This is a genomic window from Luteimicrobium album, assembly GCF_030161555.1.
Taxonomy (GTDB): domain Bacteria; phylum Actinomycetota; class Actinomycetes; order Actinomycetales; family Cellulomonadaceae; genus Luteimicrobium; species Luteimicrobium album.
In genome coordinates this window covers 650,277-671,845 of record NZ_BSUK01000001.1, presented here as the reverse complement: position 1 = coordinate 671,845, position 21,569 = coordinate 650,277, and the positions used below count along the sequence as shown (strand labels likewise).

Here is a 21,569-nt window from a genome sequence, read left to right as displayed (position 1 = left end):
GCTACGACGGCGTCTCACGCTCGTCCACCCCATCTCGCATGGTGAGACCATCATGTGAGATGGAAGCGGGGTCTGTCCGGCAGGTGGCGCTGCCGGACGAGCGGCGCTGCCGGGGACGTCTCGTCAGCGGCCGAGCCCGGCGTCACGACAGGCGTTCCAGGCGAATGCTCAGAAGGGGGTGTGCCGGCTTCGGTCGACGGCTCCGACGGCTCCGGCTCCGTCCCCGGGCGTGCGTGACGCCGTCGTCGGGACACGATGCCGTGAGGGGTTGCTACCCCGCACGGCATCGCAGGGTCGAGCGGTGAGTGCGCCGTGGTGGCACGGCGCGCCAGGCTGGTGGTCCTGGCGCTCACGGGCGAGTTCTCGTTCGGGCTGTTGGCGGCGACGATGGCGGAGGTGTCGATGCGCGAGAGGTCGCGGTCACGGCGTGCGGGGTCGGCGACGTGCGCGCCGACCTGGTGCGTGTGCCCAGTGGGGGCTGTCCATGTCACGTTGCCTGCGCCGTCCCGGGACGTGGCCCAGCCGCCGTGGGTCTTGGCGTTGTGGTGTCGTCGGCAGACGGGGTGCAGGTTGTCGGTCCGGGTCTGGCCGGGCGGTGGCTCGCCCCCGGTCGGATCGGAAGCGTGGTCGAACGGTTCGACATGATCCAGGTCGCAGCGCCACGCCGGGACGGCGCAGCCGGGGAACGTGCAGGTGGCGTCACGGGTGCGGACGAGGTCCCCCATCACGCGGCCGGGGCTGTAGGTGCGACGCGACACGTCCGTCACGATCCCGGTCGCCGGGTCGGTGAGGATGCGCTGCCATGTCGTGTCCTGCCCCGCGGCCAGCCGGCGAGCCAGGTCCGCGGGGATGGGGCCGACACCCGCGAGGTCGCCTGCAGCGTCGTCGAGCCCGAGCAGCGTGGACGCCGCGACCGTGACGTGGACCACGGTCCGCACCGTCGGCGCCGTCCAGGCGACGCCGGTGGCCGCCTCGGCCGGCGGCCACGTGGTGGCACGGCGTGATCCGGTGGCTTCCCAGCGATAGGAGGATGTCGGGCGATCGGTCGGTGCGGCGTCGTCGGCGCGCGGGGCGCGACCGGCGATGCAGTCGCCGCCGCACGGGGTGAACGGGCGGGCGCCCGTGAGGAGCTTCACCAGGGTGTCGGCCCGTACCTGGTCCAGGGTTCGGGACTCGCCCGTCGAACGGTGCGTCGCGACGGCGACCGCTTCGAGATGAGCTCGCGCTCGCGCCGCGTCGTCGGCGGGCAGGAGCGCGGACAGCAACACGGAGCCGTCCGTCGTCGGATCGAAACGGACGTGCCGGTCGGCTCGTGCGCGGACCCGGCGACGTTCGGCACCTGCCGGGTCGCGGGTGGCGACCAGGCGTCGCACACGCTCGCGTACACGCGGGGGTGTCACTCGGCAGGCGGGGCCGGGCGCGGTCGCCGAACCGACGAGCGCCGCGGCGATCTCGTGACGGCCTTCCCGGTCGACCTCGGCCAGGCCGTCGAGGATCGCGTTCGCGCGCCGTTGGTCGAGACGACCGGTCGCGAGAGCGTCCGCGACCACCGGGAGGTCGTCGAGGCCGGCGCCGAGGCCCAGGAGCGTGTCCGCGGCAGGGCGCGTCAGGCAGAGTCGTGCCGCGATCTGCAGTGAGGCGCCTTCGAGGGCCGTGCTGGACCCGCCCGCCCGGGCACTCAGCTCGACGGCTGCTCTGGCCTGGACGGCGAGCGTCCACGACCGCAGTCGCTCAGCTGCCGCGACCACCTCAACGAGCGCGTCGTCAGTGAGGTCGGCGAGCTCGAGCCGCGCCAGAAGGTTCGCGAGCTCGGGGCCGGGCGCTTGGTCCTCGAGGCCTGTGAGCTCGGGGTCGATGGAAACAGCGGGAACGAAGGACTCGGGAACGAAGGACTCGGGAATCAGGGACTCGTACCGGTGATCATGGGCGAAAGGGTCGCCGGCCCAGGGGCCGTCCGCGCAGGGGGACGGCGACGCGTAGCGTCCGCAAGCCTCGTCTCCTGCACATTCGAACATGTGTTCGATTATGCCAGGATGTCGACCGAGATGCCAGTCCCGACCACGTGCCGGTCTCGTCGGCTGATGGATACCCGACGTGCGCCGGACCGCCTCGGCCGCGGACCACATCGGCCGCCGGACCGGCGCCGGCGCGCGGCTCGACACCGGGAGCGCTGCACGTCGAGGGCCAGCGCGCGCTGCGGACACGCCGAGTGCCCTGGGCCGACGCGTGGCTGCGGAGGAACGCGGACGAGGTCTCGTAGGCTCGGGCGGTGGTCGTCGTCACTCCCGCCCCGGTCCCGGAGGCGGAGTCTCGACCACGCATCCTCGAACGGGCCGCGCGGCCCCCGCGCCGGCCTGTGGTGCCGCGGCGCCTCTGGGTGCCCCGTGACCGCCCGGCATCCGCTCCCGAGCCGCCCGGGTTCGCCCAGAGCCTCGCGATTCCTGACGGCGCCGTCACGCTCCCGGCCGTGATGCGCCGCATCGCCGGGCTCACCACGACCACCACCACCACGACGCTGACCGAGGTGGCGGCCGCCGTCGTGGTCGGCGAGACGGCCGTGGTCGCGGAGGTCGTCGAGGAGACCGTCGTCCCCGCGCTGCTGCTCGCACCCCCGCGCGCCCCCGTGGTCCCCTCGCCGGTGCCGTCGGCGCCACCGGCCCCGCCCACACCCCAGGCCGAGGTGCGGTGGAGTCCGCCGCCCGCGCCGCCGTCGTCGGCGCCCCTCCCGACGCGGGGCGCACGCCCGTGGCGACGCCGCCACCCCCGGCTGCGGCTCGCCTTCCTGCTGCTGCTCGCGACGCTCGTCGCGGCGGGCGTGCTGCTGGTCTCGCGCGGCGACGGGATCACCCCGGCCCCCGCGCCGACGGCGCTGACGGCCGCGAACATCACGTTCGACGGCGCGGACGTGCGCTGGCAGCCGACCGGCGACCGCGCGACCGCATACCTCGTCCGGGTGGCGACGGACCCCGCGCTGCGCCACGTCGTCTGGACGCGGACGGTGGACGCCGCCGACCCGCACGTCCATGTGGGCGGGCGCGGCATCACCGAGGACCAGCAGCTCTACGTCGCGGTCACGTCCACGTGGCACGGCGTCACCGGCTCGACGACGCAGCCGCTCGCCGTGCACACCCCGCTCCGCCCGCCGTCGCCCGTGACCGACGTCGTGACGAGACCCGACACGTCCGGCGTGACGGTGAGCTGGGGGCGGCGGCCCGCGCGACCGGCTACCAGGTCGTCGTCGCGAGCGACGTCGCCATGACGAAGGTCCTCCACACGTCCGCCGTCGTGCACGGCATGAAGTACCGCGTGAACCTGCGCGACGGCGCCCGCTACTACGTTCTCCTGCGCACCGTCCGCGGCCCCGCGCACGCGAGCGAGGACGGCGACGAGCAGGTCGTGCGGGGACCCGACAGCCGGGTCCGCGGATTCTCGACGCCCCTCAAGAAGCTCGGCGTGCCGACGACCCCGACGGTCCGCCCGCTCAGCGCCTCCACGGTCACGGTGTCCTGGAAGCCCGTCACGAACGCGACCCGGTACACCGTGACGTTCGCCTCGACGGCGTCGTCGAAGCAGCGGACCGTCCTCACGACCACGCACACGAGCGTGACCCTCGACGGCGTCCGACCCAAGGCCATGCACCTGCGCCCCATCTTCTACGTGCGTGTCGTCGCGGACCGCTGGGGCCTCGTCAAGCACTCCTCGAAGCCCCGCACGGCGACCGTGCTCGCGGGGAACGCGCGCACGCCCGTCGCGTTCACCACGACGGTCGCCACCTACAACCTGCTGCGCACCCAGTTCGACGACGACGCCGGCCGGTCCTGGACGAAGCGGTTCACGCTGTCCGGCAAGCAGCTCCGCGGCGTCGGGATCGCCGGGCTGCAGGAGACGGGCTGGGGCAAGGTCGACGGCAAGCGACCCGTGAGCGTCGTCGCGAAGGCCGCGCACCTCACGGTCGCGAAGCACCCCCACGGCTCGAAGCCCTGCACGACGCAGAACCAGCCGGTGCTGTACGCGGCGGGGAAGTTCACCGTGGTGCACTGCGGGTACCAGAAGATCTCCGCGAAGGGCACGAAGGGCATCGACGCCCGCTACGCCACCTGGGTCGAGCTCAAGGACCGCAAGAGCCACCAGCCGGTCCTCGTGGTCAACGCGCACCTGACCGCGTACACGAGCACGCACTCCTCGACGTCGGCGACCGCCCAGCGTGCCCGCGCCGCCGAGGCGAAGCAGCTCGTGAAGCTCATCGGCCAGCACCGGCGCAGCGGCGAGCCCGTCGTGCTCACGGGCGACTACAACTCCTACCCGGGCCGCTGGGCGACCACGCCCTCGACGTCCTCGCCGCTGCCGGGTACACGAGTGCCGACCTCACCGCACGCAGCTCGACGGACGGCGAGTACGCGTCGTTCCACGACTTCGACGGTGCGCGCGCGAACGACAAGCCCATCGACCACGTCATCATGAACGGCAAGGTCGTCGCGACGTCGTACCGCGTGCACGTGACGAACAGCAAGAAGGCGCCTTCGGACCACTACGAGGTCAGTGCCGTGTTGCAGTTCCACCGGTCGCACTGACCTCGGGCTCCGCTCCGACCGGCGTCTCGGCTGCGAACTCCCGGTCGTACAGGTCGCGGGCGAAGCTCGTCGGCAGCGGGTCGCCGCGCTCGAGCCGGTAGGACCGGCTGCCGTCCTCGCGCCGGGGCGCGCGCAGGTACACGGCCCGCGGATCGTCGGAGATCTGGAGCTCGTGTGCGAGGTCGTAGAGGTGGGTCACCGCGACGACGCGCACCCCGGCCCGCGTGAGCGCCCGCAGTACCTGCAGCCCGATCTCGGAGCCTTCGACCTCGTTGGTCGAGGAGAACGACTCGTTGGACAGCAGCAGGTCGCCGGGCTCGATCCGGTCGGCGATGCCGCTCATCCGGGCGAGCTCCTCGTCGAGCTTGCCGTGCTCGAGCGCGGTGTCCTCCTCCCGGGCCCAGTGCGTGAAGAGCTGTCCGGCGAGCGAGACGCGCAGCTCGCGCGCCGGGACGTGCGCGCCGGCCGACGCGAGGAGCTGCGCGACGCCCACGGACCGCAGGAACGTCGACTTCCCGCCGTGGTTGGCTCCCGTCACGACGACGAGGCGCACCCCTCGGCGTGCACGTCGCTGGGGACGGCGGGCTTCTCCGTGCGCAGCACGAGGCACGGGTCGTACAGCCCCGCGGCGTCGAGCGTGTCGGTCCCGGGCTCGAGGACGTCGGGCAGGCTCACGGGCATGCCGAGCTCCTCGAGCCGCGCGGCCAGCGCGAGACAGCCGAGGTAGAACGCGACCTCGCCGCGCAGCGTCACGAAGAACGACAGGACGTGGTCCACCGCCGACGCCGCCGCCGCGGCCACCCCGACGAGCGCGCGGTCGCGCAGCGCGCCGAGGGCCTCGAAGCCGGCCTCGTCCCGGTCGGGGATCGTGAACGAGTACGTGGGCTTGCGCAGCGCGACGTGGCTGAACAGGGACCGTCCGGCCACCCGCGGCAGGCGCGGCACCTGCTCGGTCGTGGCGCCCCCGGTCGCGAGCCCGGCCGACATGACGAGGCCGTCCTTGCGGGCGAGGTGGTCGAGGGTCTCGCGCAGCTCGGCGAGGTAGGCGTCGTCGAGGTCGCGGCGGACCGTGGCGACGAAGCCACGCAGGCCTCGCGAGCGCAACGCGTCGCCGTGCTCGGCGACGAGGGCACGGAGCTCCTCGACGACGTCGACGAGCAGCGCGAGGACGCGCAGCGACCGGTCCAGCACGAGCTCCGGGCGCAGCCTGAAGACGGACGAGAACACGCTCTTGTCCGCCGCGATCGCCCTGCCCGCGACGTCGTACAGTGCGCGCACCACGTCGGGGTGGGCGCGGGCGTCCTCGAGGACCTCGTGCCGGTAGCGCACCGCGGCGCGCGAGGTCAGCGGCACGAGCAGGGCGGTGCGCACGGCGGACCAGACGAGCGCGTTGCCCGCGGCCGCCGCGTCGAGCACGAACCCGAGCTCGAGGTCCTGCTCGGCGTCGGCCGCCCAGGAGGGCGGTCGGCGGTCGCCCGCCGACGGCACGAAGTCCGCGTCCGCGTGCATCAGGTGGACCTTCACGACGCCGCCTCCGTCCTCTGGGTCTCGCGGTCTCCCGGTGCGAGGCGCTGCCTCAGGTGCTCGTCGGTCAGCCCGTGCTTCGCGGCGAGCGCGAGCGCGTACGCGCGCCCGTCGGCCTCGCGACGCTCGATCCGCAGCGTGCGGCGCGTCGGGTCGTCGGGATCGACCTGGGCCACGACCGACACGGTCTGCGGCCCGAGCCGCGACATGGCGTCGATGAACGTCACGCACACGGCGAGCACGTCGAGCGCGATCAGCCGCTCGAGCACCGTCCGGGTCAGGAAGCGGGCGTCCTCGAGCGTGGTCGACGAGAACACCTCGTTGAGCACGACGACGCTGCGCGGCGTCGCGGTGTCGAGGAGCCGGTGCATGCGCGCGAGGTCCGTGCCGAGCCGGCCCTCGAGGCTGTCGAGCGACTCCTCGCGGTCGAACTGGGTGAGCACCTGGTCGGCCAGGAACACGCGTGCGTCCCGGCCGGGGACGGGGCAGCCGAGCGCCGCGAGGTGGTGGAGCTGGCCGAACGTGCGTGCCGCCGTCGTCTTGCCGCCCTGGTTGGGGCCCGAGACGACGAGGATCCGCTCGGCGTCGTGCAGCTCGAGGTCGTTCGCGACGACCGGCTTGTGCTCCGAGACGCGCACGCGGGCCAGCGCCAGGTCGTAGGTGTCGCGCACGTGGAGCGCCTTGGTCGTGGTGACGTCGGGCAGGCACGTGGCGAGCCCGGCCTGCTCGAGGGGGCGGAGCAGCTCGAGGTAGGCGGTGTAGAAGAGCAGCTCGCCCGCCGCGCGCCGCAGCACCGGCTCGACGACGTCCGGGACGTCTCGCGCGAAGCCTTCGAGGTCCGCGAACAGCTCGGGGTAGAGGCGCGCGACCTCGCCGAGGATCGCCGCCTGCACGTGGTCGAGCCCCAGGTCGGACCCGACGGGCCGGGGGTGGCTCGCCGGTGCGTCCTGGCGGAACCGCGCGAACGTCTCGAGGACCTCCTGCTCGAGGTCCGCCTCGCCGTCGTACCGTGCGACGGTGACCTTGGCCCCGCGGACCAGGATGTCGACGCGCACGCCCGCGACGCCCTCGACGAGCCGGGCGACCCGGTCCCGCAGCTCCTCGAACGCGGTCGAGGCGACGTACGCCTGCACGTGCCGCGCAAGCCCGGCGAGCGCGTCCGAGGTCGCTCCCGCCTCCTCGAGCGCCGCCGGCAGCGTGGTCGCGAGCGCCGTGACGGCCCGCACGTAGGCGTCCCCCGCGTGCAGGTGCCACAGGTCGCGCTCCTGCGCGGTGTCGTCCGGACGGTCGTCGACCGCATCGGGCCCGCGCTCGCGGCGCGGACCTGGGGTTCGATCGGAGACGTCGACGAGCTCCTGCGCGAGCTCGACGGCACCGACAACTTCGCCGGGATCGGGTCGAACGCCTCGGTCGCGGTGTCGATCGCCGCGGCTCGCGCGTTCGCCCACCTCGGCGGGAGCGAGACGTGGCGCTGGGTCGCGGACGCGCTCGAGGCGACGCCGCGGCTGCCGGTCCCGCACTTCAACGTGCTCAACGGCGGCGCGCACGCGCCCAACCCGCTGGCGTTCCAGGAGTTCATGATCGCGCCGGTCGGCGCCCGGACCTTCGCCGACGCCGTCCGCGCCGGCGCCGAGGTGTACGCCGCGCTCCGCGGGCGCCTGCGCGAGCAGGGCAAGCTCGCGGGCGTGGGCGACGAGGGCGGGTTCGCGCCCGACATCGACGCCCCGGAGGAGGCGCTCGACCTGCTGGTCGGCGCGATCGAGGACGCCGGGTACACGGCGTCGCGCACGGGCGTCGCGATCGCCATGGACCCTGCCGCGAACGGCTTCGGCACCCGGACCGGGATCTACGTCTTCTCCGGTCGGGAGCACGAGCGCGACGAGATGCTCGACCTCTATGCGCGCCTGGCCCGCGACTACCCGGTGTGGAGTCTCGAGGACCCGTTCCACGAGGGCGACCACGAGTCGTGGCGGGCCATCACCGCCCACCGGGGCGACGAGGTACAGATCGTCGGTGACGACCTGTACGTGACCTCGGCCGAGCGGATCGACCGGGGTGCCAAGCACCACGAGACCAACGCGGTCCTGATCAAACCGAACCAGACCGGCACCGTGACCGGGACGTTCGACGCGCTCCGCGCGGCCGGCCGGCACGGCATGGGATCGATGGTCTCCCACCGCTCCGGCGAGACCCTCGACGCCTTCATCGCCGACCTCGTGGTGGGGGCCGGCGTCGGGCAGCTCAAGTCCGGCGCCCCCTCCCGCGGTGAACGCGTCGCCAAGTACAACCGGGTCCTCGAGATCGAGGCGGCTGACCCGTCCCTGCCCTACGGGCTCGTCCCCCGTCCGTAGCCCGACCCCCTCGTCTGCTCAGGAGATACCCATGAACTGCTTCGACTGCATGACCGCCCACTCCCGCACCGTCGCCGTCTCCTACGGCTCCGCGACCGCCGTCGGCGTCTGCTCCGTCTGCGGCGTCGGCGTGTGCGAGCAGCACGCCCGCGTCGGCCACCAGCGCGTCGAGACCCACTCGATGGGCAATCCCTCGTCGACCGAGCTCCCGGGCCGCTGCGTGTTCTGCAGTGTGTGCGCGCCGGCCGACACCGCGTCGGCGCTCGCCGCCCCGGCTGGTCACGCGGTGCGCGTGACCAGCTGACCCGGACTGGCGGCCCGGGCTACCGATCGCCCGGGCCGTCGGAGGCGGTGCGCGGTCAGCGATCGGCCGCGCGCGAACCGCCTCGTACCCGGCGCGTGCCGGACCTACGCGCCGGCGGGTGGCGCGCGGAGCCGTTCTCTCCGTTCCGGCTCCGTGCGCCACCCCTCTGTCCGTCAGTGCTCCCAGGGCGCGCGGAGCTCCTTCCAGTCCACGACGGCCAGCGGCACCGTGACGACGGCGCGGTGCTGGTGGTGCGCCAGGTGCGCGGCCACGGACCCCTCGAGGATCTCGCGCATGTGGCGACCTCCGCCCGGGGCCCGCGTCCCCACCACGATCGCGCTGGCATCGACGGCCCGTGCCAGGTGCGTGAGGGCACGGTCGGGGCGGCCCGCGAGGTACCGGAACTCCCAGTCCAGGGTCTCCCCGCGGAGCGTCTCGGTCAGGTGGCGGCGCAGGTTGGCGTCGACCTCCTCCCAGCGGTCGTCGACCGAGTCCGGGTCGAGCGCCGTGTGGTCCACGCTCCCGTCCTCGTGCTCCTCCACGGCGAAACGTGACGTGTCGACGAACGCGAAGTAGGCCCGGACCCCGAGAGCACGCGCCAGGGAGACGGCCGTACTGACGACCAGGGGATCCTGGTCCTCGACCACGCCGACGACGAGCGGGTGCCCGGGGAAGGGCACCATCCGATCGACGCCGGGCTGCGGAACGCTTGTGCTGCTCACCGAGCCACCTCTCGCGGGCAGCCTCCTGCCCGCCGTCGCACGACGGTCAGGAACCATCGGCCGGGTCGGCGGTTCGGGCGTCAGCGCCCGGGCGGGATCCATCGCCCGACCGCCATGCTAGAGGCGCCGGGGACGGTTCACCTCCCGAGCGGCCGGTCCCGGACCTCGGCCGCGCCGACGACGCGCGCGGTGCGGGGACGACGAAGGCCGCCGTCCCTCGCGGGGCGGCGGCCTTCGTGCGGTGCGGCGGACCGTCAGTGGCCGGGGAGGCCCTGGGTCTGCGCGTTGTGCTCGTAGTAGCCGGTGTCCTTGGCCCGCTGGAACGAGCGCTCGACCTCGGCCTCGGCCTCGGTGCGGCCCACCCAGTGCGCGCCCTCGACGGACTTGCCGGGCTCGAGGTCCTTGTAGACCTCGAAGAAGTGCTGGATCTCCAGGCGGTGGTAGTCCGACACGTCGTCGATGTCCTGGCGCCACGCGGCGCGCTGGTCACCGGTCGGGACGCAGAGGACCTTGTCGTCCGGGCCGTTCTCGTCGCTCATGCGGAACATGCCGAGCGCGCGGCAGCGGATGAGGCAGCCCGGGAACGTGGGCTCCTCGAGCAGCACGAGCGCGTCGAGCGGGTCGCCGTCCTCGCCGAGGGTGCCCTCGATGAAGCCGTAGTCGTCCGGGTAGCGCGTCGAGGTGAAGAGCATCCGGTCGAGCTTGATGCGACCGGTCGCGTGGTCCACCTCGTACTTGTTGCGCTGACCCTTGGGGATCTCGATCGTGACGTCGAACTCCACTGTTCTCCTCCGTGCCGTGCGTCGGGCTCTAGTGTGTCATGCGCACGTCCACCCATCCGGCCTGGGACGCTTCTCGCACCGGGCCAAAACGGGTGCGGACGTGTGCGACATGTCACAGGCGGGGCCGCTGCCCGCCACGAGCAAGCTCAGGGGGAGCCGCATGGGCCGGACGCTCCGCGTCACGTCGATCGCCGTCGCGGCGGCGGTCGTGCTCGCGGGCGGGTACGCCGTCGCCGACGCGAACGACGTCGTCCCCGGCGTCCTCACGACCGCGCCGGAGCCGACGCCGCCCCCGCCCTTCCCGACGGCGCCCGCCGCGTCCGCGCTGGCCAAGCCGTCGCCCGCGGCAGGGCTCTCCGAGGACGCACCCGCGCCGTCGTCGGCGACCGTGGCCGCAGCGACGTCGACGCTGGTGCACGGGAAGGCGATGGGCTCGCACGTCGGGGTGCAGGTCGTCGACCGGCTCACCGGGGACGTGCTCGCCGCGTCCGGTGCGAACGACACCTACGTGCCGGCGTCGACGCAGAAGCTGCTCACCGGCGTCGCCGCGCTCACCGAGCTCGACCCCTCTTCGACGCTCACCACGAAGGTCGTCCAGGGATCCGGGAGCACGATCGTCCTCGTGGGCGGCGGGGACCAGCTCCTCGCGGCGGGCAAGGGGTCCGCGTCGAAGGTCGAGGGCCGCGCCGGGCTCGCCGACCTCGCCACGCAGGTCGCGGACGCCCTCGAGCTCCAGGGGCGGACCACCGTCCACCTCGCGCTCGACGACTCGCTTTTCACGGGTCCCTCGGCGAGCTCGACGTGGGACCCCGGGTTCCTCGACGACGGGTACGTCGCGCACGTCAGCGCGCTGGCGGTCGACGAGGGACGCATGACGGACGACGAGTACGCTCACCGCTACGACGACCCCGCCATGAACGCCGCCGAGGCGTTCGCGGCGGCGCTCGCGAAGGCGGGTGTCGAGGTCGAAGGCATCAAGCGAGGTGAGGCGCCCGCGAACGGCGCGGAGCTCGGCCGCGTCGAGTCCGCGCCGGTGCGTGACGTCGTCGCCTACGCGCTCGAGCTGTCGGACAACACCATCACCGAGGGCCTCGGCCGCCTCGTCGCCGACGCCGGCGGGCTGCCTACGAGCTTCGACGGTGCGACCAAGGCGGTCCTCGCCTCCGTCGGGCGGCTCGGCGTCGACCTCGACGGCGCCCGGCTCGTCGACTGCTCCGGCCTCGGGAAGGGCTCGCGCCTCAGCCCCCGCCAGCTCGGCGACGTGCTCGCGCTCATCACGTCCGACGACCACCCCGAGCTCACCGGCATCGTCTCGATGCTGCCCATCTCCGGGCTGCGCGGCACGCTCGACGACCGCTTCCTCGACAGCGACGCGCGCGGCATGGTGCGCGCCAAGACCGGCAGCCTCAACGGCGTCACCTCGCTCGCCGGGACTCTCGTCACCAAGGACGGGCGCGAGCTGCTGTTCGTCGTCATGGCCGACGAGACCGGCGCCGTCGGCCAGTGGGGCCCGCGCGCCGCGCTCGACGCGTTCGTGTCGACGCTCGCGTCCTGCGGCTGCTCGTAGGGTGGGGCGATGAGCCCCGACGTGCAGCCCGGAGCCGTGAGCCTGGTCGACTGGTCCGCCGCGGCGTCGGTCGCCGGGCGGCTCGCCCGCCCCGGGCCGACCGCCCCCGCGCTGACCTCGACCGGCTCGTCGCGGGCCTGCGGGACGCCGCGAGCCGCGCCGTCGGGCCCGTCGAGGAGGTCACCGGCCTCGTCCCCGCCGACCCCGCCGCGCCGCTGAGCGTGGTGTACGTCGTGGACCGGCCCCGCTGGGCGCGCGCCAACACCGAGGTCATGGACCACATGACGCGCGGCGCGCTCGACGACCTGCTCGACGACGCCCAGCCCGTCACCGCACTGGTCGGGGGCGCGCAGGTCGGCGCGACGCTCGCGCTCCTGTCGAGCCGCGTGCTCGGCCAGTTCGACCCCTACAGCCGCCCCGGCGGACCAGGGCGCCTCCTGCTCGTCGCCCCCAACGTCCTCGGCGTCGAACGCCAGCTCGGGGTCGACCCGGCCGACTTCCGGCTGTGGGTCTGCCTGCACGAGCAGACGCACGCGCTCCAGTTCGCGTCGACGCCCTGGCTCGCCGACCACCTCGCCGGCCGGGCCCGCGACCTCATCGGCGACGTCGCCCGGTCGTCCAAGGACTTCTCCGAGTCGCGCGTGCGCGACAAGCTCGCCACGGTCGGCCGCGCCGTCCTCGCCGCCGTCCGCGGGGAGGGGCAGGCGCTGCTCACCGGCATCGTCGACGACGAGCAGAAGCATCGACTCGCCGACGTCACCGCCGTCATGGCGCTCCTCGAGGGGCACGCGGACGTCGCGATGGACGCCGTCGGGCCCGCGCTCGTCCCGACGGTCGCGCACATCCGGGCCCGGTTCGAGGCGCGGCGCGACGGCGGCGGCACCCGCGCCGACCAGGTCCTGCGCCGGCTCCTCGGCATGGACGCCAAGATCGCCCAGTACCGCGACGGCGCCGCGTTCGTCCGCGAGGTCACGCAGCGCGTCGGGCAGCACGGGCTCAACGCCGTCTGGACCTCGCCGGACACCCTGCCCACGGCCCGCGAGATCGCCGACCCGCGCGCCTGGGTGCGGCGCGTGCACGGCTGACGGCGGGCGCGACACATGGCCGGCCCCACGTCGTCCGAGGCCGCCGCGCGCGTCGCCCTGCGCGCGGCGCTCGCGGACCTGCCGCCCGGCGCCCTCGTGCTCGTGGCGTGCTCGGGCGGCGCCGACTCGCTCGCCCTCGCCGCGACGGCCGCGTTCGTCGCGCCGCGCGCCGGGCTGCGCGCGGGGGCGGTCGTCGTCGACCACGGCCTGCAGCCCGGGTCCGACGACGTCGCCGCCACCGCCGCCCACGCGTGCCGCGGGCTCGGGCTGGCTCCCGTGGAGGTGCGCACCGTCACCGTCGGTGAAGCCGGGGACGCCGGGGGCCGGAGGCGGCGGCGCGCACGGCCCGCTCCACCGCGCTCGAGGAGGCCGCCCAGGAGCACGGGGCGGCCGCCGTCCTGCTCGCGCACACCCTCGACGACCAGGCCGAGACCGTGCTGCTCGGGCTCGCCCGCGGGTCCGGGGCGCGGTCGCTCGCGGGCATGCCGTCCGTGCGGGGCGTGCTGCGCCGGCCGTTCCTCGGCCTGCGGCGGGCCGACACGGAGGCCGTCTGCCGCGCCGTCGGGCTCCCCTGGTGGCACGACCCGACCAACGGTCCCGTGCGTCCGTCCGGCCGCTCGTCGAACCGACGCGGATCGTCGCCCGGCGCCGCGGCGGGCGACGATCCGCGTCAGGTCGACGCGACGGCTCTGCCGCTGCGGTCGCGCGTGCGCACCGAGCTGGTGCCCGAGCTCGAGCGCGTCCTCGGCCCGGGGGTCCCGGCGGCGCTCGCGCGGACCGCCGCGCAGCTCCGCGACGACGCCGACGTCCTCGACGTCCTCGCCGCCGAGCTCCTGGCCCGAGCGACCCTCGCCGAGGGCGACACTTCGCCCGCCGACGGTGACGCACGGTCGGCGAACGGAGCGTCGCCGTCGGCGGGGGTGTCGTGCTCGACGTGGGGGCGCTCGCGGACGCACCCCGGGCGCTCCGGACCCGGGCGCTCCGGAGCGCGGCGACCCGGGCCGGCTCGGTGCCCGGAGCGCTCTCGGCGGCGCACGCCGAGGCCCTCGACGCGCTCGTCACGCGATGGCACGGACAGGGGCCGGTGCACCTGCCGGGCCCGGTCCTCGGGTCGCGCGAGTGTGGCAGGCTTGTGCTGCGCGCCGTGGGCGCCGCCCGGACCCCGTCCCCCGGCTCCGACCCGGCGCCCCACCCCTGACGCGCACCCCACCCCCGAGACCCTGAGGAGCTGTCGTGGACCGATCCGACGTCGCGGCCGACCTGTCGAGCGTGCTGCTGTCCGAGGAGCAGCTCCAGAACCGGCTCGACGAGCTGGCGGCCCAGATCGACGAGGACTACCGCGGCCAGGACCTCCTGCTCGTCGGGGTGCTCAAGGGTGCCGTCATGGTCATGGCGGACCTCGCGCGCCGCCTGCACCACAGCGTCGAGATGGACTGGATGGCCGTGTCGTCCTACGGCTCGGGGACCAAGTCCTCGGGCGTCGTGCGGATCCTCAAGGACCTCGACTCGGACCTCACGGGTCGCAACGTCCTCATCGTCGAGGACATCATCGACTCCGGCCTCACGCTGTCGTGGCTCACGTCCAACCTGCGCAGCCGTGGGGCGGCGTCCGTCGAGATCGCGACCATGCTGCGCAAGCCGGATGCCGCCAAGGTGGAGGTGGAGGTCCGCTACGTGGGCTTCGACATCCCGACCGAGTTCGTGGTGGGGTACGGCCTCGACTACTCGGAGAAGTACCGCAACCTGCCGTTCGTCGCGACGCTCGCCCCGCACGTGTACGGAGGGTGAGCGGACGGTGCACGTCCCGGACCCGTCGCGTGACGTCGTCGGGCAGGTAGGGACGTGCGCCGTCGCGGCGCTGTGCCCTGGGCGAACACCCCGGGGTCCTCGCAGCGCGAACGTGTAGTTTCGCTGCAGACGAGTGCGAGCGGAGGGACGAGGGCACAGCCCCGGCACCTATGAACATGAAGCGAATCCTCAGCGGCCCGATCATCTGGGTGGTCGTGGCCCTGATCGTGCTCTGGGCGGCGTTCAGCGTCCTGGCCCGACCGAAGGTCGAGCGGATCGACACGTACCAGGGCATCGAGCTGCTGAACGAGGGCAAGGTCGAGTCGGCGCTGATCGTCGACGGCGACCAGCGTGTCCAGCTCGACCTGAAGTCCGACTTCGAGGCCGACGGCAAGAACTACGGCAAGAGCGTGCAGTTCTACTACGTGGAGCCTCAGGGCAGCCAGGTCGTGGACGCCGTCGTGAAGGCCGACCCGCCCAAGGGCTACGACTCGCAGATCGCGCAGGCCTCGTTCTGGTCGTCGCTGCTCTCGCTCGTGATCCCCTTCCTGATCATCGGCCTGATCTTCTGGTTCCTGCTGTCCCGCATGCAGGGTGGCGGCAACCGCGTCATGGGCTTCGGCAAGTCCCGCGCGAAGCTCATCACCAAGGACATGCCGCAGGTCACGTTCGCGGACGTCGCAGGCGAGGACGAGGCGGTCGAGGAGCTCCAGGAGATCAAGGAGTTCCTCGCGGACCCGGCCAAGTTCCAGGCCGTGGGCGCGAAGATCCCCAAGGGCGTGCTGCTCTACGGGCCCCCGGCACCGGCAAGACGCTGCTCGCGCGCGCCGTCGCGGGCGAGGCGGGCGTGCCGTTCTACTCGATCTCCGGCTCGGACTTCGTCGAGATGTTCGTGGGCGTCGGCGCCAGCCGCGTGCGCGACCTGTTCGACCAGGCCAAGCAGAACGCACCCGCGATCATCTTCGTCGACGAGATCGACGCCGTCGGGCGCCACCGCGGCGCGGGCATGGGCGGCGGCCACGACGAGCGCGAGCAGACGCTGAACCAGCTCCTCGTCGAGATGGACGGCTTCGACGTCAAGACGAACGTCATCCTCATCGCCGCGACCAACCGCCCCGACATCCTCGACCCGGCGCTCCTGCGCCCGGGCCGGTTCGACCGCCAGGTCGCCGTCGAGGCCCCGGACCTCAAGGGCCGCGAGGCGATCCTGCGCGTGCACGCCCAGGGCAAGCCGATGGTCCCCGAGATCGACCTCGCCGTCGTCGCGCGCCGCACCCCGGCTTCACGGGTGCCGACCTCGCGAACGTGCTCAACGAGGCCGCGCTGCTCACCGCGCGCAGCGGCGCCCAGCTCATCGACGACCGCGCCCTCGACGAGGCCATCGACCGCGTGGTCGCCGGCCCGCAGAAGCGCACGCGCGTGATGAACGTCAAGGAGCAGAAGATCACCGCGTACCACGAGGGCGGCCACGCCCTGGTGGCGGCGGCGATGCGCTACACCGACCCGGTCACGAAGGTCACGATCCTCCCGCGCGGCCGCGCCCTCGGCTACACGATGGTCATGCCGCTCGAGGACAAGTACTCGACGACGCGCAACGAGCTGCTCGACCAGCTCGCCTACGCCATGGGCGGGCGCGTCGCGGAGGAGATCGTCTTCCACGACCCGACGACGGGCGCCAGCAACGACATCGAGAAGGCCACCGCGATCGCCCGCAAGATGGTGACCGAGTACGGCATGAGCGAGCGCGTCGGCGCGATCAAGCTGGGCCAGGCGCAGGGCGAGCCGTTCCTGGGCCGCGACATGGGCCACCAGCGCGACTACTCGGAAGAGGTCGCGGGGGTCATCGACGAGGAGGTGCGCAAGCTCGTCGAGCAGGCGCACGACGAGGCGTGGCAGGTGCTCGTCCAGTACCGCCGCGTCCTCGACGACCTCGTGCTGCGGCTCCTCGACAAGGAGACCCTCAACCAGAACGAGCTCGCAGACGTCTTCTCGCCCGTCGTGAAGCGGTCGCCGCGCGAGGTCTGGCTCTCGAGCGAGCAGCGCGCCGTCTCCCCGGACGGTCCCGTGCTCACCGAGGCCGAGAAGAAGGCCCTGGGCAACGGCAAGGTCATCCCCGAGGACGAGGCCGCGGCCGCGCAGCCGGAGCACCCGGCCGAGCCCGTCGGCGAGGTCCCCGAGGACCAGCGCGTGAGCGACACCGCGGGCTTCGTGGTGCAGGCCCCGCCGGTCGATCATCAGCCTGACCCGTCGCACCCCACGGAGGGCTGAGCGTGACGCACGACGGCGCGTTCGACGTCGCTCGCGCGGAGGCCGCCGTGCGCGAGCTGCTGCTCGCGGTGGGCGAGGACCCGGAGCGGGACGGGCTCCAGGACACCCCGGCGCGCGTCGCCCGGGCGTACCGCGAGATCTTCGCGGGCCTGCGCCAGGAGCCGGCCGACGTGCTGTCGACGACGTTCGACATCGGTCACGAGGAGATGGTCCTCGTGAAGGACATCGAGGTGTACTCGACCTGCGAGCACCACCTCGTGCCGTTCCACGGCGTTGCGCACGTGGGCTACATCCCGCGCGACGGCAAGGTCACGGGCCTCAGCAAGCTCGCCCGCCTTGTCGACGTGTACGCGAAGCGCCCCCAGGTGCAGGAGCGGCTCACCTCGCAGGTCGCCGACGCGCTCGTCCAACACCTCCAGCCGCTCGGCGCGATCGTCGTCGTCGAGTGCGAGCACCTGTGCATGTCGATGCGCGGGGTCCGCAAGCCGGGTGCGCGGACGGTCACGTCGGCGGTGCGCGGCCAGATGCGCGACGGCGCGACCCGCGCCGAGGCGATGAGCCTCATCCTGGGGCGCTAGTGCTCCACCCGACCTCCGCGCGTCTCCCGCTGCCGGCCTCGCTGACGGCGCTGGACCGCACGCTCGTGCTGGGCGTGGTCAACGTGACGCCGGACTCGTTCTCGGACGGGGGCGAGTGGTTCGAGCCGGACGCGGCGATCGCCCACGGGCACGAGCTGCTCGCGGACGGCGCGGACCTGCTCGACGTGGGCGGCGAGTCCACCCGCCCGGGCGCCGTCCGGGTCGACGAGGCCGAGGAGCTGCGCCGGGTCCTGCCGGTGATCGAGGCGCTCTCGGCCGCAGGCGCGACCGTGAGCATCGACACCACACGGGCGCGTGTCGCCGAGCGTGCCCTCGAGGCCGGAGCCCGGATCGTGAACGACGTGTCGGGCGGGCTCGCGGACCCCGCGATGGCGCGGGTCGTCGCGGACTCGGGCGCCGTCTTCGTCGTCATGCACTGGCGCGGGCACGCCGACGTCATGGACGCCAACGCCCACTACGACGACGTGGTCCTCGACGTCCGCGACGAGCTCGCCGCACGCGTCGACGCCCTCGTCGGGGCGGGGGTGGACGCCCGCCAGGTCGTGCTCGACCCAGGCCTCGGCTTCGCGAAGCCCGGTGTGGACAACTGGCCGCTCCTCGCCCACCTCGACGTGCTCCAGGCACTCGGTCTGCCGGTCCTCGTGGGGGCGAGCCGCAAGCGCTTCCTCGGCCACCTGCTCGCCCGGCCCGGCGTCGACCCGGTACCGCCCACCGAGCGCGACGCGGCGACCGCGGCCCTCACCACGCTGTGCGCGGCGCAGGGCGCGTGGGCGGTGCGCGTGCACGACGTGCGCCCGTCCGCGGACGCGGTGCGGGTGGTCGCGCGGTGGCAGGACGTGAGAGCATCCCGTGCGGCGTTCTCCAGGCCATCCGGGGAGCGCTGCCAGGGGAACAGCAGGAAGGACGACCATCGTGACGCTGCCAGGGACCGGACCCGTCCACGACGACGACGGCGAGGTGCTGGACCAGATCCGGCTCGTCGGACTGCGCGCCATCGGCCACCACGGGGTGTTCGAGCACGAGCGCGTGAACGGCCAGGAGTTCGTCGCCGACGTGGTCGTCCACCTCGACACGCGGCCCGCCGCCGCGGGGGACGTGCTCGCCCGCACCGTCCACTACGGCGAGCTCGCGGAGCGGGTGACCGCGGTCCTGAGCTCGTCGCCCGTGGACCTCATCGAGACCGTGGCCGAGCGCATCGCGGCCGTCGTCCTCGCCGAGCCCGCAGCCGTCGCGGTGGACGTCGCGCTCCACAAGCCCGAGGCGCCGATCACCGTGCCGTTCGAGGACGTCGTCGTCGCGGTGCGCCGCTCGCGCACGCGCCCCCGGTCGTCGGGGTGCCGTCGGAGCCGGTCGCCGAGCCGCTGGCCGGCGACGCCGCCCAGGTCGCGCTGCCCCCGACGATCCCGCCGGGCGACGCCGCGGTCCCGGACGCCGTGGCAGCGCCCGCCGCGGTCGTCGCGCCCGTCGCGCTCCCACCCGTCACCCTGCCCGACGACGTCGCTTCGGTCGCGTCGCAGCCGGCGGAGGAGGTCGGTCCGGTCGAGGCCGATGTCCCGCTCGTCACCGAGGTCGCGCCCGGGCCGGCCGACGACGACGTCCTCGTGGATCCTGCCGACGAGGACGACGCAGCCTTCGCCGCCCTGCGCACCCAGGACCGGATGGACGAGATCCCCGCGTCCCCCGTGGACGTGGTGCTGTCGCTCGGCTCGAACGTCGGCGACCCCCAGCAGACCCTGCGCGACGCGATCAGCGCTCTCGACGCGATCGGCGGCATCGAGGTCCTCGACGTCTCGCCGCTCGCCCGCACCGCGCCCGTGGGCGGGGTCGACCAGGACGACTTCCTCAACGCCGTCGTCGTCGCCCGGACGTCGATGTCGGCGCGCGAGCTGCTGCACGCGTGCCAGGACGTCGAGCACAGCTTCGGGCGCGTGCGGGAGCAGCGCTGGGGGCCGCGCACGCTCGACGTGGACCTCATCGTCTACGGCACGCTGACCGACGTCGCCGAGGACCTCGAGCTGCCGCACCCGCGAGCCCACGAGCGCGCGTTCGTGCTCGAGCCCTGGTCGCAGGTCCAGCCCGACGCCGTCCTCCCGGGTCTGGGCGGCGGTCCCGTCGCGCAGCTCGCGGCGACGGCGCCCGACCGGGCCGGGATCCGCTGGCTCGCGCTCGACTGGCTCGGTGACGAGGAGTCGGCGGCCCCCGACGCCCACCCGCAGGCGGAGCAGAGCCCCGCGGCGGCCCCGGCCGTCGCGGTCGCGCCGGCGGACGCCGAGCAGCAGACGGCGCCCCGCGACGCGGCCCCGAGCGGGCCTGCGAGCACGGCGACGCCGGCGGTGGTGCAGCGGGCCCCCTCGACGGAGGCGACTCTCGCCGCACAGCCGGTGCCCGCAACGCAGGCGGCGCCCGTCGTCCAGGCCGCCCCCGCGGCCGACCTGCTGCCGGAGCCGTCGTCGGCGCCGACCCAGTCGACGCCGACGCACCTGCCCGAGCCGGGGAGCGACCCGCAGCCCGTCGCCGGCTACCCGCCCGCCGAGCCCGTGGCTGCCCGGCCGACGCTCCCCGAGCAGGCGCCGCCGGTCCCGCCGGCCGCGCCGGAGTCCTTCGACGCGCTGCTCGCGCCGGCGCCCGCGCAGCCGGTCGCGCCGCCGCCGGCCGTCGAGCCCGTCGCACCCGTGCCGACCCACGCGGTCGAGCCGGCGCAGGCCGCGCCGCCCGCTCAGCCCACGGCTCCGGCCTCCGCCGACGACGACCCGCAGCGACTGCCGCACGGACCCGTCGACGCCGCCACGTCCGCGCCCGCAGGCCTCTTCGGGGCGCCCGCGGCGACGCCGCCGGTCGGCGCGCACCAGGCCGCGTCGGCCCCGTCCACCGGGGGAGCGTCCGACCCGCTCGCGGTCCCGTCCGCCGAGCCCGTCGTGTTCCCGCCGGTCCGCCACGCCGAGGTGCAGCCCTTCGCGCCGACGTCCGCGGGCGTCGTCGGGCACGTCGTGGCGCCGACGGCGGTGCTCGTCGACCCGCACGAGCCGGCCGCGCCCGCGGTGCTCGACGCGCCGGCCGGGTCGTGGGCCGACGCGCTCGTGCCGCCCTCGTCCACCGCGCCGACGGCGCCCGGGACCGGCCCCGCGCCGGTCGCCGCTCCCGCGCCGTTCGCCGCCCCCGCTAGTGCGACGCAGCCGGTCGCACCCGCGACGCCGGTCGCGCCGGCTCAGCCTGCGGGCGGGCTGCTCACCGGCGTCCCGCTGTCGTTCCCGCCCGTGAGCGGCGGCACGCGCGCCGTCGAGCCGCCACGGACCGAGCAGCCCAGGACCGGGCAGCCCGTCCCCGCGCAGTCGAGCGACGGCGGCCCGGCGTTCTTCGCGGGTGCCCCGGGTGCCCCGACGTTCGCGGCCCCGGGCAATGCTCCCGGCGCCGACCAGGTCCCCGGCTTCGGCGCACCCGCCGACCCGACCCGTCCCGCGGCGCCGCTCTTCCCGCCGACGCGCGAGGAGCCGCCGACGCGATGAGGCGCACCCCGATCCGGTGGCTCGTCGAGCTCGCGGTGGCCGCGGCGCTCGTCGGCTGGCTCGTGCTCTGGCTCCTGGAGTCACGCGGCACGTACCTCGCGGACGTGCCCTGGGTCGTCGACGTCTCGCTGCTCCTGCTCGCGGGCGCCGTCTTCTGGGCGGGCTGGACGGTGCGGGCCTACCAGCGTGGCCGTCGTCCGGACCTGGACGCCCTCCGCGCCGCGCGCACGTACGTGCTCGGCAAGGCCGCAGCCGTGACGGGTTCGCTCCTCGTCGGGTGGTACCTGGCGCAGGTGCTCGTCGTCCTGGGTGACCTCGACGTCGAGTCCAGGAAGGCGCACGGGCTCGCGGCCCTGTGGGCGGTCGGCGCCGCACTGGTCCTGTGCGTCGTCGGGGTCCTCGTGGAGCGGTTCTGCCAGCTCCCGCCCTCCGACGACGACGGCAAGGAGCACGAGGGCCGCACCCCGCCCGGCTCGCCCGAGATGGACGCGCGCGCCTGAGCCGG

At 74.3% G+C, this 21,569-nt stretch carries 16 protein-coding genes, 4 pseudogenes and 1 riboswitch; of the genes and pseudogenes, 14 read left to right on the top strand and 6 right to left on the bottom strand.

The window, feature by feature from the left end:
- Positions 1–50: 50 nt before the first annotated feature.
- The gene (locus QQK45_RS03385; protein WP_284292059.1) at positions 51–2,015 is read right to left on the bottom strand and encodes an HNH endonuclease; all 1,965 of its coding nucleotides are present in this window, start codon (positions 2,013–2,015) and stop codon (positions 51–53) included.
- 254 nt (positions 2,016–2,269) lie between these two features.
- Here QQK45_RS03385 and QQK45_RS03380 point away from each other — a divergent pair, with 254 nt between their 5' ends.
- Both QQK45_RS03380 and QQK45_RS03375 read left to right on the top strand, forming a co-directional pair.
- Positions 2,270–3,259 (top strand): hypothetical protein, encoded by a 990-nt coding sequence (locus QQK45_RS03380; protein WP_284292058.1) that lies wholly within the window; start codon positions 2,270–2,272, stop codon positions 3,257–3,259.
- Positions 3,256–4,461: a hypothetical protein gene (locus tag QQK45_RS03375; protein ID WP_284292057.1), complete on the top strand. Its 1,206-nt coding sequence runs from the start codon at positions 3,256–3,258 to the stop codon at positions 4,459–4,461. Before QQK45_RS03380 ends, QQK45_RS03375 begins: the two co-directional genes overlap by 4 nt.
- A gap of 75 nt (positions 4,462–4,536) precedes the next feature.
- Here the strand turns inward: QQK45_RS03375 and QQK45_RS03370 are convergent, their stop codons facing one another.
- The 3 genes from QQK45_RS03370 to QQK45_RS03360 are packed head-to-tail and all read right to left on the bottom strand — an operon-like array spanning position 4,537 to position 7,321.
- Positions 4,537–5,109, bottom strand: coding sequence for a MutS-related protein (locus tag QQK45_RS03370; RefSeq protein WP_284292056.1), 573 nt, complete (start codon positions 5,107–5,109; stop codon positions 4,537–4,539).
- A complete protein-coding gene (locus QQK45_RS03365; RefSeq protein WP_284292055.1) occupies positions 5,106–6,095 on the bottom strand; it encodes a hypothetical protein in 990 nt (329 codons plus the stop codon). Before QQK45_RS03365 ends, QQK45_RS03370 begins: the two co-directional genes overlap by 4 nt.
- Positions 6,092–7,321 (bottom strand): MutS-related protein, encoded by a 1,230-nt coding sequence (locus QQK45_RS03360; protein ID WP_284292054.1) that lies wholly within the window; start codon positions 7,319–7,321, stop codon positions 6,092–6,094. Before QQK45_RS03360 ends, QQK45_RS03365 begins: the two co-directional genes overlap by 4 nt.
- 15 nt (positions 7,322–7,336) lie before the next feature.
- On the opposite strand from QQK45_RS03360, the gene eno reads away from it, so the two are divergent.
- The gene (gene eno / locus QQK45_RS03355) at positions 7,337–8,446 is read left to right on the top strand and encodes a phosphopyruvate hydratase (RefSeq protein WP_284292053.1); all 1,110 of its coding nucleotides are present in this window, start codon (positions 7,337–7,339) and stop codon (positions 8,444–8,446) included.
- 31 nt (positions 8,447–8,477) lie between these two features.
- The gene (locus QQK45_RS03350; protein WP_284292052.1) at positions 8,478–8,750 is read left to right on the top strand and encodes a hypothetical protein; all 273 of its coding nucleotides are present in this window, start codon (positions 8,478–8,480) and stop codon (positions 8,748–8,750) included.
- A gap of 173 nt (positions 8,751–8,923) precedes the next feature.
- Here QQK45_RS03350 and QQK45_RS03345 read toward each other — a convergent pair whose 3' ends face one another.
- Together QQK45_RS03345 and QQK45_RS03340 are read right to left on the bottom strand one after the other, a co-directional pair.
- Positions 8,924–9,472 (bottom strand): universal stress protein, encoded by a 549-nt coding sequence (locus tag QQK45_RS03345; protein ID WP_284292051.1) that lies wholly within the window; start codon positions 9,470–9,472, stop codon positions 8,924–8,926.
- Between the two features lie 40 nt (positions 9,473–9,512).
- A riboswitch (Fluoride riboswitch) is annotated at positions 9,513–9,587 on the bottom strand.
- Between the two features lie 139 nt (positions 9,588–9,726).
- Entirely contained in the window at positions 9,727–10,254 is a 528-nt protein-coding gene (locus tag QQK45_RS03340; RefSeq protein ID WP_284292050.1) for an inorganic diphosphatase, read from the bottom strand.
- 109 nt (positions 10,255–10,363) lie between these two features.
- On the opposite strand from QQK45_RS03340, the gene dacB reads away from it, so the two are divergent.
- The 10 genes and pseudogenes from dacB to QQK45_RS03290 all read left to right on the top strand — a co-directional run bounded on the left by dacB (position 10,364) and on the right by QQK45_RS03290 (position 21,564).
- Positions 10,364–11,821 (top strand): D-alanyl-D-alanine carboxypeptidase/D-alanyl-D-alanine endopeptidase, encoded by a 1,458-nt coding sequence (gene dacB / locus QQK45_RS03335; RefSeq protein ID WP_284292049.1) that lies wholly within the window; start codon positions 10,364–10,366, stop codon positions 11,819–11,821.
- Positions 11,758–12,906: a zinc-dependent metalloprotease gene (locus tag QQK45_RS03330; protein WP_348525142.1), complete on the top strand. Its 1,149-nt coding sequence runs from the start codon at positions 11,758–11,760 to the stop codon at positions 12,904–12,906. The genes dacB and QQK45_RS03330 overlap by 64 nt, the downstream gene beginning before the upstream one ends.
- A gap of 15 nt (positions 12,907–12,921) precedes the next feature.
- A pseudogene (gene tilS / locus QQK45_RS22855) lies at positions 12,922–14,104 on the top strand (tRNA lysidine(34) synthetase TilS).
- 35 nt (positions 14,105–14,139) lie between these two features.
- Entirely contained in the window at positions 14,140–14,694 is a 555-nt protein-coding gene (hpt, locus tag QQK45_RS03320) for a hypoxanthine phosphoribosyltransferase (protein WP_284292048.1), read from the top strand.
- Positions 14,695–14,864: 170 nt separating this feature from the next.
- Positions 14,865–16,962 (top strand): annotated as a pseudogene (ftsH, locus tag QQK45_RS03315) (ATP-dependent zinc metalloprotease FtsH).
- Between the two features lie 2 nt (positions 16,963–16,964).
- The gene (gene folE, locus QQK45_RS03310; RefSeq protein ID WP_284292047.1) at positions 16,965–17,540 is read left to right on the top strand and encodes a GTP cyclohydrolase I FolE; all 576 of its coding nucleotides are present in this window, start codon (positions 16,965–16,967) and stop codon (positions 17,538–17,540) included.
- Positions 17,540–18,325, top strand: a pseudogene (gene folP / locus QQK45_RS03305) (dihydropteroate synthase); the annotation flags it as partial. The gene folE and the pseudogene folP, both read left to right, overlap by 1 nt.
- 85 nt (positions 18,326–18,410) lie before the next feature.
- Positions 18,411–18,818: pseudogene (folB, locus tag QQK45_RS21845) on the top strand (dihydroneopterin aldolase); the annotation flags it as partial.
- Positions 18,819–19,219: 401 nt separating this feature from the next.
- Positions 19,220–21,064, top strand: a complete 1,845-nt coding sequence (gene folK / locus QQK45_RS03295; protein ID WP_284294932.1) for a 2-amino-4-hydroxy-6-hydroxymethyldihydropteridine diphosphokinase — start codon at positions 19,220–19,222, stop codon at positions 21,062–21,064.
- Positions 21,061–21,564, top strand: coding sequence for a DUF3180 domain-containing protein (locus QQK45_RS03290; protein WP_284292046.1), 504 nt, complete (start codon positions 21,061–21,063; stop codon positions 21,562–21,564). Before folK ends, QQK45_RS03290 begins: the two co-directional genes overlap by 4 nt.
- Positions 21,565–21,569 lie beyond the last annotated feature (5 nt).

Coding starts and splice junctions, on each gene's coding strand:
- QQK45_RS03385 (WP_284292059.1), bottom strand. CDS start 2,015: ATGTTCGAATGTGCAGGAGACGAGGCTTGCGGACGCTACGCGTCGCCG.
- QQK45_RS03375 (WP_284292057.1), top strand. CDS start 3,256: ATGACGAAGGTCCTCCACACGTCCGCCGTCGTGCACGGCATGAAGTAC.
- QQK45_RS03350 (WP_284292052.1), top strand. CDS start 8,478: ATGAACTGCTTCGACTGCATGACCGCCCACTCCCGCACCGTCGCCGTC.
- dacB (WP_284292049.1), top strand. CDS start 10,364: ATGTCACAGGCGGGGCCGCTGCCCGCCACGAGCAAGCTCAGGGGGAGC.
- folK (WP_284294932.1), top strand. CDS start 19,220: ATGGACGAGATCCCCGCGTCCCCCGTGGACGTGGTGCTGTCGCTCGGC.
- QQK45_RS03290 (WP_284292046.1), top strand. CDS start 21,061: ATGAGGCGCACCCCGATCCGGTGGCTCGTCGAGCTCGCGGTGGCCGCG.